Source organism: Micromonospora sp. CMU55-4 (assembly GCF_011602315.1).
Classification (GTDB): Bacteria; Actinomycetota; Actinomycetes; order Mycobacteriales; family Micromonosporaceae; genus Micromonospora; species Micromonospora chalcea.
The window spans coordinates 236047-252404 of record NZ_JAAOLH010000008.1 but is presented as its reverse complement, the minus strand read 5'-3'; the positions used below and the strand labels follow the sequence as shown (position 1 = coordinate 252404).

Annotated in this window: 18 protein-coding genes; 7 read left to right on the top strand and 11 right to left on the bottom strand. The window is 73.7% G+C overall.

Annotation, left to right across the window (positions count from 1 at the left end; all coding sequences use genetic code 11):
• Window positions 1-152: 152 nt before the first annotated feature.
• On the bottom strand, window positions 153-1292 hold the full coding sequence (locus HA073_RS16740; protein WP_166456824.1) for an FAD-dependent monooxygenase: 1140 nt from the start codon (window positions 1290-1292) through the stop codon (window positions 153-155).
• Between the two features lie 90 nt (window positions 1293-1382).
• On the opposite strand from HA073_RS16740, the gene HA073_RS16735 reads away from it, so the two are divergent.
• From HA073_RS16735 to HA073_RS16725, 3 genes are read left to right on the top strand one after another with little or no spacing between them, the layout of a single operon-like run.
• Window positions 1383-1982, top strand: a complete 600-nt coding sequence (locus HA073_RS16735; RefSeq protein WP_043327640.1) for a TetR family transcriptional regulator — start codon at window positions 1383-1385, stop codon at window positions 1980-1982.
• Between the two features lie 15 nt (window positions 1983-1997).
• Window positions 1998-2528 carry a SigE family RNA polymerase sigma factor gene (locus HA073_RS16730; protein ID WP_166456823.1) on the top strand — a complete coding sequence of 177 codons (531 nt, stop codon included), beginning with the start codon at window positions 1998-2000 and terminating at the stop codon, window positions 2526-2528.
• Window positions 2525-3718, top strand: coding sequence for a hypothetical protein (locus HA073_RS16725; protein WP_166456822.1), 1194 nt, complete (start codon window positions 2525-2527; stop codon window positions 3716-3718). Before HA073_RS16730 ends, HA073_RS16725 begins: the two co-directional genes overlap by 4 nt.
• Window positions 3719-3773: 55 nt before the next feature.
• On the opposite strand, the gene HA073_RS16720 is transcribed toward HA073_RS16725, so the two are convergent.
• From HA073_RS16720 to HA073_RS16705, 4 genes are all read right to left on the bottom strand, one after another.
• A complete protein-coding gene (locus HA073_RS16720) occupies window positions 3774-4676 on the bottom strand; it encodes a sulfurtransferase (RefSeq protein ID WP_043327642.1) in 903 nt (300 codons plus the stop codon).
• Between the two features lie 89 nt (window positions 4677-4765).
• A complete protein-coding gene (locus tag HA073_RS16715; protein WP_166456821.1) occupies window positions 4766-6862 on the bottom strand; it encodes a M1 family metallopeptidase in 2097 nt (698 codons plus the stop codon).
• A 158-nt stretch (window positions 6863-7020) separates the two neighbouring features.
• Window positions 7021-7467, bottom strand: coding sequence for a hypothetical protein (locus HA073_RS16710; protein WP_166456820.1), 447 nt, complete (start codon window positions 7465-7467; stop codon window positions 7021-7023).
• Window positions 7468-7469: 2 nt separating this feature from the next.
• Window positions 7470-8240 (bottom strand): SGNH/GDSL hydrolase family protein, encoded by a 771-nt coding sequence (locus HA073_RS16705; RefSeq protein WP_043327644.1) that lies wholly within the window; start codon window positions 8238-8240, stop codon window positions 7470-7472.
• A 255-nt stretch (window positions 8241-8495) separates the two neighbouring features.
• Between HA073_RS16705 and HA073_RS16700 the strand changes: the two genes are divergently transcribed.
• Window positions 8496-9989, top strand: coding sequence for a hypothetical protein (locus tag HA073_RS16700; RefSeq protein WP_166456819.1), 1494 nt, complete (start codon window positions 8496-8498; stop codon window positions 9987-9989).
• A gap of 19 nt (window positions 9990-10008) precedes the next feature.
• A complete protein-coding gene (locus HA073_RS16695; protein WP_166456818.1) occupies window positions 10009-11412 on the top strand; it encodes a PQQ-like beta-propeller repeat protein in 1404 nt (467 codons plus the stop codon).
• On the opposite strand, the gene HA073_RS16690 is transcribed toward HA073_RS16695, so the two are convergent.
• The 5 genes from HA073_RS16690 to HA073_RS16670 form a co-directional block, all read right to left on the bottom strand.
• On the bottom strand, window positions 11396-12574 hold the full coding sequence (locus tag HA073_RS16690) for a WD40 repeat domain-containing protein (RefSeq protein ID WP_166456739.1): 1179 nt from the start codon (window positions 12572-12574) through the stop codon (window positions 11396-11398). The genes HA073_RS16695 and HA073_RS16690 overlap by 17 nt on opposite strands.
• Window positions 12571-13101 (bottom strand): SigE family RNA polymerase sigma factor, encoded by a 531-nt coding sequence (locus HA073_RS16685; RefSeq protein WP_043327648.1) that lies wholly within the window; start codon window positions 13099-13101, stop codon window positions 12571-12573. The genes HA073_RS16690 and HA073_RS16685 overlap by 4 nt, the downstream gene beginning before the upstream one ends.
• A gap of 115 nt (window positions 13102-13216) precedes the next feature.
• Window positions 13217-13732 carry a putative immunity protein gene (locus tag HA073_RS16680; protein WP_043327649.1) on the bottom strand — a complete coding sequence of 172 codons (516 nt, stop codon included), beginning with the start codon at window positions 13730-13732 and terminating at the stop codon, window positions 13217-13219.
• Window positions 13729-14286, bottom strand: a complete 558-nt coding sequence (locus HA073_RS16675) for a putative immunity protein (RefSeq protein WP_166456817.1) — start codon at window positions 14284-14286, stop codon at window positions 13729-13731. The genes HA073_RS16680 and HA073_RS16675 overlap by 4 nt, the downstream gene beginning before the upstream one ends.
• Entirely contained in the window at window positions 14283-14618 is a 336-nt protein-coding gene (locus HA073_RS16670; RefSeq protein ID WP_082931107.1) for a hypothetical protein, read from the bottom strand. The genes HA073_RS16675 and HA073_RS16670 overlap by 4 nt, the downstream gene beginning before the upstream one ends.
• Before the next feature lie 95 nt (window positions 14619-14713).
• Here HA073_RS16670 and HA073_RS16665 point away from each other — a divergent pair, with 95 nt between their 5' ends.
• Both HA073_RS16665 and HA073_RS16660 read left to right on the top strand, forming a co-directional pair.
• Entirely contained in the window at window positions 14714-15517 is an 804-nt protein-coding gene (locus HA073_RS16665; protein ID WP_166456816.1) for a helix-turn-helix transcriptional regulator, read from the top strand.
• Window positions 15508-15702, top strand: a complete 195-nt coding sequence (locus HA073_RS16660) for a DUF397 domain-containing protein (RefSeq protein WP_166456815.1) — start codon at window positions 15508-15510, stop codon at window positions 15700-15702. Before HA073_RS16665 ends, HA073_RS16660 begins: the two co-directional genes overlap by 10 nt.
• Before the next feature lie 205 nt (window positions 15703-15907).
• On the opposite strand, the gene HA073_RS16655 is transcribed toward HA073_RS16660, so the two are convergent.
• Window positions 15908-16285, bottom strand: a complete 378-nt coding sequence (locus tag HA073_RS16655) for a VOC family protein (protein ID WP_113972315.1) — start codon at window positions 16283-16285, stop codon at window positions 15908-15910.
• Between the last annotated feature and the right edge of the window lie 73 nt (window positions 16286-16358).

Below are 16358 nucleotides of genomic sequence, written 5' to 3'. Positions count from 1 at the left end.
GTTCGGATTTCGGCGCTCACCGTACCGGTCAGCGCCGACAGTGTCCGACCCGTTTCATCCCTCCCCCGCCCACCCACCTCCTCGCTGATCTTGCACTTTCCGCCCGGTCGAAGGCGCACAAAAAGGACCCGTCGAGGGCCCGAACTGCAAGATCAGCGGGGTGGGGGTTCGAAGCCGGCGAGGCGGGTTGCGATTCGGGCGCGCATCGGGGGGAGGGTGGAGACCGCCTGGAGCAGGAGGTTTCGCAACGGGCGGAGTGGGGGTGGGGCGGCGGCTAGGCGGGTCAGGGTGGCGGCGAAGCCGAGCACCTCCTCGGCGCGGGGGCGGCGGTCGGCCGCGTACCCGTCGAGGGCCCGCGGACCGGCGGCGAGCGCGTCGCCGAGCGCGACCGCGTCCCGGAGGCCGAGATTCATCCCCTGCCCGCCGGCCGGGCTGTGCACGTGCGCCGCGTCCCCGGCGAGCAGCACCGGCCCGCAGCGGTAGGCGCTCGCGATCCGGTGGTGGATCCGGAACCGGGACGACCAGTCCATCCCGGTGATCCGGTCCGGCCGGCGCGCCGGACCGCGCTCGTCGAGCAGCGCCTGGAAGTGGTGCGCCTGCGGGTCCCGCGGCGCGTCCGCCACCGCGGCGACCAGCCGCACCGTGCCGTCGGGCAGCGGCGCCCAGACCAGCGGGCCCCGCCGGGACAGGAAGAGGCTCACCTGGTCGCGCGGCAACGCGCTGTCCACCCGGACGTCGGCGAGCAGGAACGACTCCCCGGGATCGGCCGGGCCGCCGAAGCCGATGCCGGCGAGTTCGCGGACCCGGCTGTGCATCCCGTCCGCGCCGACGATCCAGCGCGCCCGGACCGCGCGGCCGCCGTCGAAGCGCGCGAGAGCGCCGTCGCCGTCGAGGTCCAGGCCGGTCATCTCGTACGGCCGCAGCACGCGCCCGCCGAGCGCGGCGAGCCGGTCGGTGAGCACCGCCTCGGTCTCCGCCTGCGAGATCAGCAGCGCGTACGGGTAGCGCGACGGCAACCGGTCGAAGGGGACGGTGAGCAGCACCCGGTCCCGGTCGCGGACGCTGAACCGGGCCGAGCGCAGCCCTCGGGCGGCCAGCGGCGCGGCGACAGCGATCCGGTCCAGCACTTCGAGGGTGCCGGCGTGCACGACGGCGGCGCGCGACGTGACGGGCGGCTCGGCGAGCCGGTCGACGACGGTCGCGGCAACCCCGTGCCCGGCCAGCGTCACGGCCACCGCCAGGCCGGTCGGCCCGGCGCCCACCACGAGGACGTCGGTGCGTTCGGGCAGCATCGCTCCCACCTCCGGCTCGGTCAACAACTGTTTGCCAACACATGTTGACTTCACAGTAGAGGCGATGTCAACACGTGTTGGCCTACAGTCGTGGACGTGACCGAACCCGCCACCCGAACCCGCCGCTCGGACGCCACCCGGGCGGCCATCCTGCGCGCCGCCCGGGAACGCTTCGCCGCCGACGGCTACGACCGGGCCACCATCCGGGCCATCGCCGCCGACGCCCACATCGACCCGTCGATGGTGATGCGCTACTACGGCAGCAAGGAGGGACTCTTCGCCGCGGCGGCCGAGTTCGACCTGCGCCTGCCCGACCTGGCCGAGGTGCCGCCGGACCGGCTCGGCGAGACACTGACCCGGCACTTCGTACGCCGCTGGGAGGCGGACGGGACACTCGTCGCCCTGCTCCGGGCCGCCGCCACCAACCCCGGCGCGGCCGAACGGATGCGCGGCATCTTCGCCGGCCAGCTCGCCACCGCGGTGGCCCGGTCGAGCGCCGACCCGGCCACCGCCGAGCGGCGGGCCGGTCTGGTGGCCAGCCAGATCCTCGGACTGGCCCTCACCCGGTACGTCGTCCGGCTGCCACCCGTGGTGGACCTCGACCCGGAGGAACTGACCGCCTGGGTCGGCCCGACGATTCAGCGCTACCTGACCCAACCTTTGCCCCCGTCCCGCGCGTCTGGCCGGTGACGGAGGAGGAGCCGGATGGGGCGTGACTCGGACGACGGGCGGGCGGACTACCTCGCCTTCGTCGAGTCGCACCAGCACCGGCTGCTGCGCGCCGCGTACCTGATCTGCGGCAACCGGCACCAGGCCGAGGACCTGCTCCAGGACGCGCTGCTCAAGCTGGCGCTGCGCTGGCCGTCGGTGCGCGACGGCGACCCGGCCGCGTACGTGCGCGCCATCCTCTACCGCGACGCCGTGTCCTGGTGGCGACGCCGGCGGCGGGAGTGGCTCAGCGCGTACCCGCCGGAGCGGCCGGACACGGACGGCGACCCCGCGTTGCGGCTCACCGTGCGCGCCGCGCTGGACCGGCTGCCGCCACGCCAGCGGGCCGTCGTGGTGCTGCGCTACTTCGAGGACCTGACCGAGGTCGCCACCGCCGAGGCGCTCGGCGTCACCGTCGGCACCGTCAAGAGCCAGTGCCACGACGCGCTGCGCCGGCTGCGCGACGTGGTGCCCGCCCCCGGCCGGTCCGGCGACGGCCTGGCCGCCGGAAGGGAGGCGAACCCGTGAACGAGACGGAGCTGAACCGGCTGCTGACCCGGGCCACCGAGGAGATCCACCCGACCCGGCCGGCCGCCGCCGGATGGGAACGGGCCGGGCGGGTCCGTCGTGCCCGCCGCGCCGCCGGGGCCGCCGCCGTCGCCGTGGTCCTGGTCGGCGGCGGTACGACAGCGCTCCTGCACCGCTCCGGCCCGCCCCCCGCCGCGCCACCCCGCCCGGCGGTGACCTCGGCCCCCAACGCGCCGGTCGTGCAGCGGCCCCCGGACCGGCTCGGCGAGGCGGGCGACCCGCTCGGCCGGCTCGGCGACCGGGTCGGCGCCGACCTCTCCGACCGCCCGGTGAGCCGGGCGCTGGCGCTGTACCAGCCGGTCGACCCGGCCACCGGCGAGGCGGGCACGGTCCGGGTGCTGGGTGACGACGGCATCGTCCGGGAACTCGACGTGGTCACGCTCGCGCCCACCCGCGACGCCGGGGGCAACGAGGCGACGGCACTCAAGCCGGGCAGCCTGTCGCCGGACGGCCGGACCGCCGCGTTCGCGCAGACCGGCGAGGTGGTGGTGGTCGACCTGACCGACGCCGAGGTGCGTCGCTATCCGCTCGCGGGCTACCTGGAACACGTGGTCTGGGCCGGTGACCGGCTGATCGTCGGGGACAACGACACCGCGTACGAGCTGGACCGGCGCACCGGAGCGGCGCCGAAGCTGACAGTCGACCCGTGGACACTCGTCGTACCCGAGCCGGCCCGGTCCGGCGACCTGCTCACAGTGGGCGGCTGGTCCGGGGACGGCGGCCTGGCCGTACGCCGGTTCCCCGCCTCCGGCGGCGCGCCGGACCGGCTGCCGGTGACCACCGGCGCGCTTCCCCCCGGCTACCGGCTGGACGAGGTGTACGGGCGGGGCTGGCAGCGCGGCGACCGGATCGGCCAGGCCGGGTGGACCACCACCGCCAGTGGCGCCGGCACGATGAGCGGGGGCGAGGGCGTGGCGGTGCTGGACGCCCGCACCGGCGCGGTGACGCGCCTGCTCGACCTGGGCCGGGAGGGCCGGGCCAAGGCGTGCTGCGAGGTGTACGGCTGGACCGCCGACGGCGGCCTGCTGTTCCGCTACGACGCCGGGCTGGCCCGCTGGCGACCGGAGACCGGCGCTGTCGACCTGGTGGCGGCCGACGTCCCCGGGAGCCTGTCGATCGCCGCCCGCTGACGGGTCCGGAACGCGGCCGGTCCCGCCGCGGTGACGGCGGGACCGGCCGGGACGCTCAGCGGGTCAGGCCGCCGGGCTGGTCGCCCTTCACGACGGGAGCCCGGACCAGGTTGCCCCACTCGGTCCACGAACCGTCGTAGTTGCGCACCTGCGGGAAGCCGAGCAGGTGGTGCAGCACGAACCAGGTGTGGCTGGACCGCTCGCCGATCCGGCAGTACGCCACCACGTCGTCGGACGGGCTCAGACCGAGCTGGTCGGCGTAGATGGCGCGCAGCTCGTCGGCGGACTTGAACGTGCCGTCGTCGTTCGCGGCGGACTTCCACGGCTTGCTCACCGCGCCCGGGATGTGCCCGCCGCGCAGCGCGCCCTCCTGCGGGTAGTCCGGCATGTGCAGCATCTCGCCGGTGTACTCGCCCGGCGACCGCACGTCCACCAGCGGCCGACCGGCCGCCACGTGCGCCATGACCTGCTCCCGGTACGCGCGGATCGGCGCGTCGTTGCGCTCCGGCACCGGGTACGAGGCGCGGGGCCGGCTCACCTTGTCCCGGGTCAGCTCCCGCCCCTCGGCGATCCACTTCTGCCGGCCGCCGTCGAGCAGCCGTACGTCCGGGTGACCGAAGAGGGTGAAGACCCAGAGGGCGTACGCGGCCCACCAGTTGAAGTTGTCGCCGTAGAAGACGACCGTGTCGTCCCGCCCGATGCCCTTGGCCGCGCACAGCTCGGCGAAGCTCGCGGCGTCCAGGTAGTCGCGGGTGACCTGGTCGTTGAGTTCGGTGTGCCAGTCGACCTTGACGGCGCCGGGGATGTGGCCGGTGTCGTAGAGGAGCACGTCCTCGTCGGACTCGACCACCACGAGCCCCTCGTCGCCCAGGTGCTCGGCCAGCCATTCGGTGGTGACCAGGCGCTGCGGGTCGGCGTACGACTGGAGATCAGGATGCGGATCGCTCGGCACAGGCATGATCCCCAAGGTACGCCGGATCGCGGGCCACGGATGTGACACCGGCCCCACCGCCTCGGAAAGGTGGTGGGGCCGGCGCGGTCAGGTGCTCAGCCCTCGGCCACCAGGAACGTCCAGACCTGCTCGGGCGAGCGGGTGCCGTCCGGGGTGACCCCGACGACAGTGAGCGTGTGCGTCCCACCCTCGGTGGGCGTCCAGCTCACCGTCGCCCGGCTGCCGGTCTCGACGCGCTGCTCGACGCCGTCGTCGAACCGGTAGAGGAAGGCCACCGTCGTGGTGAGTTGCGACGTGAACCGGAACTCGCCCGGCTGGCCCGGACCGCCCATGGGCACGTCCGTCCGGTACGGGTCGGCGGTGACGGCGGGGCGCAGGTCCCGCACCCGGAAGGAGAGGGTCGCCGGCTCCGACACGGTGCCGTCCCCGCTCACGCTGCGCACGACCAGGTTGACCACGCCCGCCTCGGTCGGCGCCCAGGTGACAGACGCGGTGCCGTCGGCCTGCGCGGCCACCACCTGCTGGTCCTCGCCGGTGAACTGGTAGCGGTAGCTGACCGTGTCGGGCAGGCGGGGGGTGAAGGTGAAGACGCCCGGAATGCCCTGCCCACCGCTGGGGATGGGCAGGTAGACGGTGGCCGAGACCTTCGGCGCGGTCGGCAGGCTGAACTGCCGGCTGCTGGTGGCCTCCACACCGTCGGCCGTGACGCTGGTGACGGTGAGGGTGCGGGAGCCGCCCCGGGTCGCGGTGACGGTGATCGCGGCGGAGCCGTCCGCCGCGGCGTCCACCGTCTGCTCGGGGTCGCCGTCGAGGGCGTAGCGGTAGCGCACCACGCCGTCCATCTGCGGACGCAGCTGGAACGTGGCAGGCACCCCGATCTCACTCAGCCGTCCCTCCACGACCGGCGACACGTCCGAGGCGCGGAACGTGTACTCGGTGGTCGCCGAGCGGTTGCCGACCGCGTCGAGGCTCCACACCCGCAGGGTGTTCGGGCCGCTGTCCGGGGTGAGCGTGACGGTGGCCGTGCCGCCCGTCCGGTCCGCGTCGATCGTCTTCTCGACGCCGGAGTCCAGCGAGTAGCCGTACCGCACCACGTCGGTCGCGCCGTTGGCGGTGAAGGTGAACTCGCCGGGCAGAGCCGGGTACCACCCGTCGTCGTCGGGGAAGTCGGTCGACGTCACGACGGGCGGCGTGGCCGGCCCCCGGACGTCGAGGCGGAAGTAGCAGACCGGGCTCCACTCGCCGGTGGCCCGGCTGTCCGCCGCCCGCATCTGCCAGGCGTACGTCCGGTCGTGCTCGAACGGCGACGGATAGATGGTGTCGTAGCGGCCGACGGCCCGCTCGCCGTCGCGCGCGTAGTCGGTCTGCTCGATCCGCGCCTCCGGCTGGTCGACCGGCCAGGCCGCGAAGGAGACGGTGAGCTGGTCCGTGCCGCCGCTGTCGTTGCGGTCCCGGTCGTGCACCACTCCGGAGGGGACGGGGTAGCGGATCACCTGGTACGGCTCGGTGGTGGTGCACGCCGTGCCGGTCTCGCTCCGCAGGTCGGTCGGCACGCCGGGGCGGAAGTTGTAGTCGATCGAGATGCCGACCTTGCTGGCGTACTTCCGTGCCAGTGCCGGGTCCCGCTCGGCGTCGGCGGGCAGCCGCAGCGAGAGGGTCAGCGTCGACCGGCCCTCGGCGAGCGCCTGGCGCAGCCCGTCGACCGCGTCGAACTCCACCCGGGGCGCCGGGCAGACGGTCTGGTCGGTGAGCTGGCGGCTGTCGACCAGCCCCAGGTCGGCCGGGGGGTTCCGCCAGCTCGACCGGGCGGTGTAGGCGGCGGTACGCCGCAGCTCGACCACGGGACGTCTGGTGCAGTCGCCGCCTGCCGTCTCCTTCACGTCGAGGACTGCGGACTCGATGTCCGCTCCCCGGTAGCGGGAGATGTCGAACGTGAAGTAGGCGCGCGACGTGTGCGGGCGGCCTTTCCCGTCCTTCCAGGTGCCGACCGGCATATCGCCGGGCCGGTCGACGCTGATCGTGGTGGGCGTGTGCGAGTCGGTCCAGGCCCACGAGGTGTTCGTCTCGTAGCGGATGTCGTACGCGGCTGCCGGCGCCGCGGTGGCGGCCACCGATCCGGCCGCGACCATCATCGACAGCGCGGCGGCGAGCACGCTTCGCCGACCGGTTCGACGTGGATTTCTGTCAGGCATGAGGGTCATCCCTCATCCACCTTTCCCCGATTTCGCCCCGTACTCGATCGACGGGGGTAGCGGATGCTATCCAGTGGGGCGGACATCGGGCGATCCCGATAAGCGGGCAACCGGACACATCGGACGAACGGCGGTGAAGGTCGAGCCGTGCGGCGGGGTCAGGCGCGGCGGTGCACCAGGCGGCCGGCGACCACTGTGGCCAGGCAGGCGCCGTCCGGGCCGAACACGGCGAGGTCGGCCCGCCCGCCGGTCACCAGTGCGGGCGGCCGCACGCCGGGCAGCACCGCCACGTCGTTGCGGGCCGCGGCAGCCCGCAGCGCCGGGTCGGCCACGTGCTCCTCGACCACCGCGGCGACGCCGAGCCGGAACAGCGCGTGCACCCGCTCGCGCGGCGTGGGCGCCGGGGGCAGCGGACCGTCGTGCACGAGCGCCGGCCCGAGCGTGCCGGCCCACCGCCGCACCCGCATCCCGGGGTACGCGCCGGGAAGCTCGTCCGTCGGCACGATCGCCTCGACCCGGTCACCGGCGACCACGACGGCCAGCCCCGCTTGGGGCGGGTCGTCGGCTGTCAGCCGCAGCAGGTCGGCGGCGTGGACGGTACGCACACTCAGTCGCGCTCGACCGGCCCGAGCACCGGCCGCTTGGCGGTGACGAAGTCGCCGGAGGACCGCCCGGTCAGCCGGCGCCTGATCCACGGCGCCAGGTGCTTGCCGGCCCAGCGCAGGTCGGCGGCCCGCGCGGCGAGCCACGGGCTGGGCGCCGGGTGCGGCGGGACCAGCAGCCACTCCTCGTCGCAGCCGACGCCGAGCGCGGTGAGCACCTGGGCGGCGACCCGGCGGTGGCCCGCCGCCGACAGGTGAATCCGGTCGGTGCTCCAGAGCAGCGGGTTGAGGTAGGTGTCGTCGGAGTACAGGTCGACCAGGATCGCGCCGTGCCGCTCGGCCACCTCGCCGACCACCCGGTTGAGCAGCGTCACGCGCGGGGCCATCAGCCGCTGGCCGGGCAGCCGGGACATCACGTCGGCGAACCGGAACAGCACCACGTCGCTGCCGCCGGAGCGCAGCCGCTGCACGACCGAGTCGAAGCGGGGGACGAACGCGTCCGGGTCGAAGGTGCGGCGCAGCACGTCGTTGCCGCCGGCCGCGAAGCTGATCAGGTCGGGCTTCATGGCCAGCGCGGACGGCACCTGCTCGGCCACCACGTTCGGGAACAGCCGGCCCCGAATGGCCAGGTTGGCGTAGCCGAAGTCGGGCCCGGCCTCGACGGCGAGACGGGTGGCGACCAGATCGGCCCAGCCCCGGTAGCTGCCGTCCGGATACGCGTCGTCCATGCCTTCGGTGAAGCTGTCGCCCACCGCCACGTAGCTGCGCCAGCGCACGGCGCCTCCCTCAGACGTCCCGGCAGAAGTGCGTCGCACAGTCTGTCACCGCGCGGGCCGCTCCCGCTGGCCCTGGACGCCGGACGTGGCGGATGTCTCGACGTCCTGTTCACGACAACCACCCCCCGGGGACAAAAGCCCCGACCCGTCCAGGCGGGGCAGAATCCGTCGTCCGGACCGGGGATGATGGCTGCCGTCATCCGGCCGCGCGAAACCGTCCGGCCGGTCCCGCATCCGGCACGAGCGAGGAACCACATGACGCAGGGGCACCCACCGGCGGCAGGTTGGCCACCGCCCGGCAACGCCGACCCCCGGTACGGCGGACCGCCGCCGCCCGCGCAGCCGGTGCCGTGGGGTACGCCGCCCCCGCCGCCGAAGTCCCGCCGTGGGCTCTGGATCGGGCTCGCGGCGGGCGCGCTCGCGCTGGCGGTCTGCGCCGGCACGGCGGTCGGCGTCGGGCTGGGCCTGCGCGGCGACGACGAGGACGGATCCGCGCCGAAGGCGGCAGCCGGCGCGAACGGTGTCACCGTCACCGACGCCGAGCTGACCGCCCTGCTCGACCGGCACAGCAAGGCGCTGGCGGCGAAGGACCTGGACGGCTACCTGGCCGCGTTCGACCCGGCCCGCAAGGAACTGATCGCCGGGCAGACCCAGCTGTTCCGCAACCTGGGCAAACTGCCGCTGTCGGTGGCCCGCTACGAGACGATCGAGAAGCAGGGCCGCGTCAGCGACGCCTTCGGGCAGGGCGTCACGTTCCAGCTCGACGTCTCCTTCGTGCACCAGCTGGACGGCTTCGACCTGGCGCCGGTCGCCGAGTGGTACCGCTGGACGGTCGTCCGCGCCGGCAAGGACGCGCCGATCCAGGTCACCGCCGTCACCGGCGCACCGGCCGGCGGCAACGGCGACTCGAAAACCGTCTACTACCCCGGGCCGTGGGACAAGTGGCGGGACATCCATGTCGAGCGGACCCCGTACGCCCTGATCATCACCGATGCGGCCCGGGCTGCCGTGGCGAGGCGGTACGCCCCGGCCGTCGACAAGGCGGTGACGAGCAACCTGGCCGTGTGGCGGGCCAACGCGCCGCCCGAGCCGGTGTCGGACAAGTTCGTCGTCACGCTCGCCGCCGGCAAGGACGAGATGACCTCGCTCTACCGGATCGGCACCGAGAAGGCCACCGAGGCGGGCTACTCGGTGGGCATGGTCGCGGCCGAGCGCAAGGACGGCGGGAACACGATCGGCGGCACCCGCATCGTGGTGGACACCGGAGATCGTTACTTCACCCGCTCCGGCGGCGACAACGACGCCCACATGGTGTTGCGGCACGAGATCGCGCACTCGCTGATGACGCCCCGCACCGACCCGGCCGCCGTGGACGAGTTCAGCAAGCTCGACGAGTGGGTGGTCGAGGGGTTCGCCGAGTACATCGCCTTCCACGGCCGCCCGCTGGCCGCCAGCGAGCGCACCGCGCCCGCCCTGCAACTGGTCCGCGACGGCGGGAACGGCTGGAACGGCACGCTGCCCAGCAACGCCGACTGGCAGAAGAGCGGCCTGCTGACCTTCCACTACTGGCTCGGGCACACCGCGATGACGCACCTCGCCGAGAAGCACGGTGAGCCGAAGTTGTTCCGCTTCGTCGAGGCGGTCTACGCCGGCGCCCCGACCGACCGCGCCGCCCGGGACGTGCTCGGCGTGTCGCTCGACGAGTTCCAGGCCGGCTGGGCCGACTACGTCCGCGAACTGGCGGGCTGACGGAAACGGGAGACGACCGATGACGTATCAGCACCAGCAGTACCCGCCGCCCGCGTACCCACCGGTGGGCCGGCCGGGTCCGGGCGGTGCGCCGCCGGCGGCGCCGAAGCGGCGCGGGCGCGTCGCGTTGCTGGTGGCCGGTGGGCTGGTGGCCGTGCTCGCGGTCGCGGCCGGCACCGCCTACGGCGTGTCCCGGCTGGTCGGCGGCGGTGACGACGGCGGGAGGAAGCTGCGTGCCGCGTGGGTGCTCGACTTCCCGGAGTTGCAGCGCAACGGCCTGAAGACGTACGACGGGCAGGACATGTTCGGCGCCTGGCTGGCCGGTGACGCGGTGGTCCGCGCGCAGCCGGACGGGATCATCGCCTACCGGCTCGGCGACGGCGGCCAGGCGTGGGGCGTGCCCGCGCCGCAGGGGGCCTCGCTGTGCGCGGCCGCGCAGACCCTCGCCGACGGGCGGGGTGTGGTGGCGCTCGGCCCGGCCGACTCGTGCGACACGCTCGTCGGGTTCGACGCGGCCGCCGGCACGCAGACGTGGCGGGTGACGTTCCCTGTGGAACGCCGGACGGGCCGGTCCGAGACCGTCGCCCCCGACCTGTCGGTGGCCGCCGGGCAGGTGGTCGTTCGCAGCGGCGGGAACGTCCTCGGCTACTCGCTGGCCGACGGCAAGCGGCTGTGGCAGACCGACGCCGACCGGCTGCTGCCCGGCCGCGACTGCCGCCTGACCGACGCGCAGGCCGCCGGGGACCAGGCCGTCGTCACCACGCTCTGCGACGGCGACCGGGGCGCGCTGCTCGGCCTGGACCCGGCCACCGGCAAGCCGCGCTGGAAGCAGGACCTGCCCGCCGCGCAGCAGAGCGACGGGGTGCTCAGCGTCGACCCGCTGGTCAGCCGGCCCGGCCTGAACACCGAGACGTTCGTCGCGCGCGACGCCACCGGCAAGGAGCGGGCCGCGTTCGGCAACCCCGTCGACGGTACGCGGTTCAGCGACCTGCCGGTCAACCGTTCCAACACGGTGAGCGGGCCGGCGGTCCGGCCGTACCTGGCCGACGCGGACACGCTCTACCTGCCGACCGAGCCCTCTCCGGTGGGCGACAAGATGCGCCAGGCCAACCAGGTGGTGGCGATCGACCTGGCCACCGGGAAGCGGCGCTGGGTGTCGGCCGGGCACACCGACAGCGAGGTGGAACTCGTCCGCCTCGACGGGCAGGGCGTGCTGGCGTGGGAGGTGGGTGACCGGCGGGATCTCGCCCCACGGCTGGTCCGGATCGACCCCGCCACCGGGAAGGTGGGCGTGGTGGCCGAGGCGCCGCTGTCGGCCGGCACCGAGGGCAGCGACGCGAAGGTGCTGGAGCGCGACGGCACAGTGGTGCTGGTGCCGTGGAAGCAGGTCACGGCGGACGCGGCGATCACGGTCCTGCGGTGATGATCTGCATGTCCCGCAGCGCCGAGGGCTCCGCCCGCTCCGTGATCTTCTTGCCGTTCGCATCCACCAGGACCACCGTGTAGCGGTCACCGCTGCGCACCCGGACCACCATCGACCCGTCCGGCTGGAAGAAGACCTGCCGCAGTTGACGTCCCTCCAGCGGCAGCGACACCTCCGCGCCGGTCCGGGTGTCGAGCACGGCGTTGACCAGTAGCTCCCGTGCCGCGTCCCCGTACGTGCCGTTCCGGTCGATCCGCAGGAGCGCGACCCGCCGGCCGTCCGGGGAGAGACTGGACAGGTCGAAGGAGACGTACCGGCTGCCCTTGGTGCCCAGGCCCGGCACCGTCCGGCGCGCCCTGCCGTTCCGGTCGGTGAGGACGATCGTGCCGTCGGAGCCGTCGGCGAACGCCAGCGTCCCGTCCGCCGCGAACACGGCGTGACAGCCGTCGAGGCCCGTCACCCTGGTGAACTTCCCGGAGGAGACGTCGAGCACGCCGGTGGCCGGGTCGTCTCCGCCAGCGTTCAGACGCACGACGAGCTGTTGCGAGTTCGGCAGCCAGACGGGTGACCAGCAGACGTCGTCGACGCCGTCCCGGAGCTTGCGCCGCCCCGAGCCGCCGATGGCCGACACCCACACCGCACCGGTCGTCTCGACCCAGGCGACCCTCTGTCCGTCGGGTGACACCGAGACGTTTACCTGCGCCGGCCCGTACGGGAGACCGAGCAGGCGGACCGGGTCGTCGCCCGGACGCCAGGACTGAAGCCGGACGGTGCTCGTCGGGGACGGGGCGTTCGCCAGGTCGGACGGGCCGTAGACGAGCCGCCCGAAGGTCGCGTCACCGTTCGGCCCCCCGCCTGTGGTTTCGCTGGGACTGGTCGACGGCGTGCTCGACGGCTCGGCGGACGGGGTCGGGGTGGGCTCGACCGGCGGGGCGGTGACTGTCACCGACGGCCCGGCCGGCACGGGCGTCTGGCTGTTCGGCCGGATCGCCAGTGCCGTTCCGGTCGCGGCGGCCAGCACCACCAGCACGGCGGCAGAAGTGGCGGCCGCCTGCTGGAGGCCGAGCCGCCGCGAGGTACGCAGTGCCCGGTCCCGCAGGTCGACCGGGGTGACCTCCTCGGCCAGATCGGCCAGGTCGAAACGCAGTCGGTCCTGGTTCATCGGGCGGTTCCTTCCGTGACGTACAGCTCGGCGAGCTCCGGTGCCACGCTGCGCAGCTTCGCCAGCGCCTTCGAGGTCTGGCTCTTGACGGTGCCGACTGTCACACCGAGCAGGTCGGCGGCCTCGGTCTCGGTGCGGTCCTCGAAGAACCGCAGAACCAGCACGGCCCGTTGTTTGGGAGAGAGCCGGGCCAGCGCGGCCCGGAGGGTCAGCCGGAGCGTGGTCTGCTGGGCGTGGTCGGGGGCCGAGTCGCCTCCGCGCGGCTCGGGCACGTCGCCCGGCATCGACTCGGCCACCCGGCGGCGTCGCCACCAGGAGACCTGCAGGTGGTACATGACCTTCCGGGTGTACGCCTCCGCGTTGCCGGTCTCGTGCAACCGATTCCAGGCACGGTGCGTACGGGCCAGCGCGGACTGGACGAGGTCCTCGGCCAGATGCTGGTCGCCGGTCAGCAGGTAGGCGGAGCGCAGCAGCGCGGGCGTACGAGTTCGGACGAACAGGTCGAACTCAGTCAGGAGAAGATCCACACGAGCCGGTCCTTGGGGTCAGGTGGTGCATCGGCGTGACGCCTTCCGAGACGCCACCCGGCCACGCCATGGTTGCCACCTCCGGTGGCACTTTCCCGACAGGCTCCGGCCGGTGTCAGCAGTCGAAGACCGACCAGCAGATGTCGTTGCGCAGCCGCTGGTCGTCCAGGACCAGCTCGCGGATCTCGGCCGGGAGCTGATCGCGCTGCCACCGGCACTCGTCGCGCCCGGCCGCCTCGCCGAGACCGGCGGGCGCCGCCGCGCGTACCGCCTTGATCGCGTACGCGGCGGCGCCGAGTTCGTGGGCGGCCACGTGGGCCACGACGGCGGCCTGTCCGGCGGCGTACGCGGCGTTGCGTGCCGCCCCGCGCAGGTCCCGGGCCGCGCCCATGGCGTGCCCGCCCGCCGCGCGCGCCTCCATCATCCTGACCTCGCCCCGCACCCAGGCGCGGGCGTACGCGATCGCCTCACGCGGGCGGCTGTCGTCCGGCCGGACCGCCTCGAACAGGCCGAGGACGTGCTCCGCGCAGGTGGCGGCCCAGAGCGCCAGCAGGTGGTGGTGCTCGTCGGTGAGCGTGCCGCCCCGGCGGATCGTGGTGAACCGGGGATCGCGGACCTTCGGCAGGATCACGACGCGGCCTCCGGCCCGGCGGCGCCCTGGCGCAGGTCGCGGTCGAGTGCGCTCATCAGCCGGGCGACCCGGCTGCCGCCGCCGGTCACCGGCGGATAGCGGCGGAGCACGTCGACCAGCACGGGGGTGGCGAGCTGCCGGTACCGGTCCAGCGCTGCCACGCCGACGATCTCGTCACCGCCGGCCTCCAGTTCGGCGACGCGCGCGGCGTTGGCGGCGGCCCGCAGAATGTGGCCGACCTGGGTGGCCTTCGCGATCGGGTGCAGGTACGCGGCCGCGGCGGCGTCACCGGCGGCCCGGGCGGCCAGGCGCGCGGACTCGGTGGGCGCGGACCGGGCGGCCCGGTGCGCGTCGAGGGACGTGGCCCGCTGGAGTTTCGTCCGGGCGGCGCCGCGCGCGAACGTCCACGCCGCGTCGACAGCCGCACGGGGACGCGGATCGCCGGGAACCGCCCGCTCGTAGACCGGGAGGACGTCCTCCGCGTGCCGGACCGCGTACCGCGCCACCTCGCGCAACTCGTCCATCGTCAGGTCGAAGTCCCCGGGCGCAGTCATGTCGCGGGCATCGTATCGGTGATGCCGCGCCGGTATGGGCCCCAGCCGACGAACCGCTCGAACAGCTCGCGCGGGGTCGGCCCGTCCTGCGGGTTGAGGCGGAACAGGTCGTGGGTGGCCTCGTGGTAGAGCCCGGACAGGTAGACGGCCAGGTCGACGGGGTGGTCCGCGTACTCGACCTTGAGCAGTAGGCGCGCCTGCGCACAGGGCCACGGCGCGCCGCAGGCGCGGCACAGCCAGAGCGGCCGGATCGGCAGGTGGGCCGGGTGGTCCGGCGGGTAGGGGCGGGGCCGATCGGGGTACGGCCCGAGCCGCGGTACGGGAAGGTTCATGCGTGACAGTCTGCTGATCGCGCCACTACGCTCGGAAGTCCTCGCTGCCGGTCCGGGGAGAGGCCGGGAGACCGGCCGCAATCTGAGGAGGGCGTGTGGAGAACGAGCCGACCGCCGAGCTGATCCGCGCGCAACTGCGGCGGCTGCGGGTGCGGGCCGAACTGAGCCAGGAGGAGTTCGGGAGGCTCGTGCACTTCTCCGGCTCCCAGGTGTCGGCGGTCGAGCTGGGCCACCGGCCGCTCGACAGGTTCTTCCTCGCCCGGGCCGACGAGGTGCTCGGCACCGGCGGACTGTTGATGTCGCTGCTCAAGCTCGCCGAGCGCGACGGCCAGCCGAGCTGGTTCCGCCCCTGGCTCGAAGCCGAACGCCAGGCGCAGCAGTTGCGCACCTACCAACCGACCCTGGTTCCCGGACTGCTCCAGACCGAGAACTACGCCCGCGCGATGATCCGCACGGATGACCTGATCACCGATGACGAGGTGGAACGACGCCTCGGAGTGCGGCTGGACCGGCAGTCGATCCTCTCCGACCCGGGCCGCCCGAAGTACATTGCCGTCATCGAGGAGTCCGTTCTACGCCGCGCCGACGAGGGCTACCGCGGACTCATGGCCGAGCAGATCGCGCACCTCGCCGAGTGCGCCGAGCGCCCGCACGTCGACATTCACATCGTGCCGACCTCGGTTACCGTGCACGTCGGCCTGGTCGGACCGTTCGCGCTGGCCCGGGGCACAGACGGCGGCTGGGTCGGTCACCTGGAGAACCAACTCGGCGGCGTCGTGGTCGACAAGGACGAGGACGTGGCTATCCTGCTGTCCAGATGGGAGAGTGTCCGCAGCGAGGCACTACCGCGCCGGCAGTCGGTCGAGCTGATGAAGGACGTGATGACCTCGTGGAGCTGACTGGAGCGATCTGGCGGAAGTCCACACGCAGCGGTACCCAGGGCGACTGTGTCGAGGTGGCGGACAACCTGGCCGGTGTGGTCGGGGTGCGGGACAGCAAGGACCCGGCCGGGCCGGTGCTCACCTTCACACCCGACGCCTGGCGGGCCTTCGTCCGGCTCAGCGGGAGCCGCGCGTCGCGCTGATCATGTGGGCCGATCCGGTGCCACAGCTCGCCCGTGCCGGCCCCGACCTCCAGCACGTCCCGGGCCAGTGGAAGCCGCTCGCCCAGCCAGGCGTACCAGTTCTGCGGATTGGTGCCGTAGGCGTGCAGCGCGATGCGAGCGGTCAGGTTGCCGGTCGTCGTCGCGTACTGGCTGGTCGCCCGCGCCGATGCGGTTGCGTCGCCCGTCATGAGAGGTAGAAGCAGAACGGGTGACCGGCCGGGTCGAGGAGCACCCGGACGTCGTCCTGCGGCTGGAAGTCGGGCAGCGTCGCGCCCACGGACACCGCGTACGCCACGGCTGCCTCCAGGTCGTCGACCTTGATGTCCAGGTGGACAGACATCTGCTGGTCGCCGGGACCGGCCGGCCACACCGGCCGCACGTAGGCCGGCTCGTCCTGGAACGCCAGCCAGTGGCCGCCCTCCGGCGGCGCGAGGAGGACCCAATCGGCTTCCTTCTCGCGCCGGATCCAGCCGAGCAGCCGCTCGTAGAACGCGGCCAGGTCCTCTGCGGACGGCGCGTCCAGCACCGTTGTCGTCAGCTTCATCAGCGGTCGCTCAGCCATGCCGCATTCCTACCCGGCACCCGCGACATTTACCGGCCCGTCCGCACCATCTCGGCGGGGTGGCGGCATCCGA

Coding starts and splice junctions, on each gene's coding strand:
- HA073_RS16740 (WP_166456824.1), bottom strand. CDS start 1,292: ATGCTGCCCGAACGCACCGACGTCCTCGTGGTGGGCGCCGGGCCGACC.
- HA073_RS16730 (WP_166456823.1), top strand. CDS start 1,998: ATGGGGCGTGACTCGGACGACGGGCGGGCGGACTACCTCGCCTTCGTC.
- HA073_RS16720 (WP_043327642.1), bottom strand. CDS start 4,676: ATGCCTGTGCCGAGCGATCCGCATCCTGATCTCCAGTCGTACGCCGAC.
- HA073_RS16715 (WP_166456821.1), bottom strand. CDS start 6,862: ATGCCTGACAGAAATCCACGTCGAACCGGTCGGCGAAGCGTGCTCGCC.
- HA073_RS16700 (WP_166456819.1), top strand. CDS start 8,496: ATGACGCAGGGGCACCCACCGGCGGCAGGTTGGCCACCGCCCGGCAAC.
- HA073_RS16695 (WP_166456818.1), top strand. CDS start 10,009: ATGACGTATCAGCACCAGCAGTACCCGCCGCCCGCGTACCCACCGGTG.
- HA073_RS16690 (WP_166456739.1), bottom strand. CDS start 12,574: ATGAACCAGGACCGACTGCGTTTCGACCTGGCCGATCTGGCCGAGGAG.
- HA073_RS16675 (WP_166456817.1), bottom strand. CDS start 14,286: ATGACTGCGCCCGGGGACTTCGACCTGACGATGGACGAGTTGCGCGAG.
- HA073_RS16670 (WP_082931107.1), bottom strand. CDS start 14,618: ATGAACCTTCCCGTACCGCGGCTCGGGCCGTACCCCGATCGGCCCCGC.
- HA073_RS16655 (WP_113972315.1), bottom strand. CDS start 16,285: ATGGCTGAGCGACCGCTGATGAAGCTGACGACAACGGTGCTGGACGCG.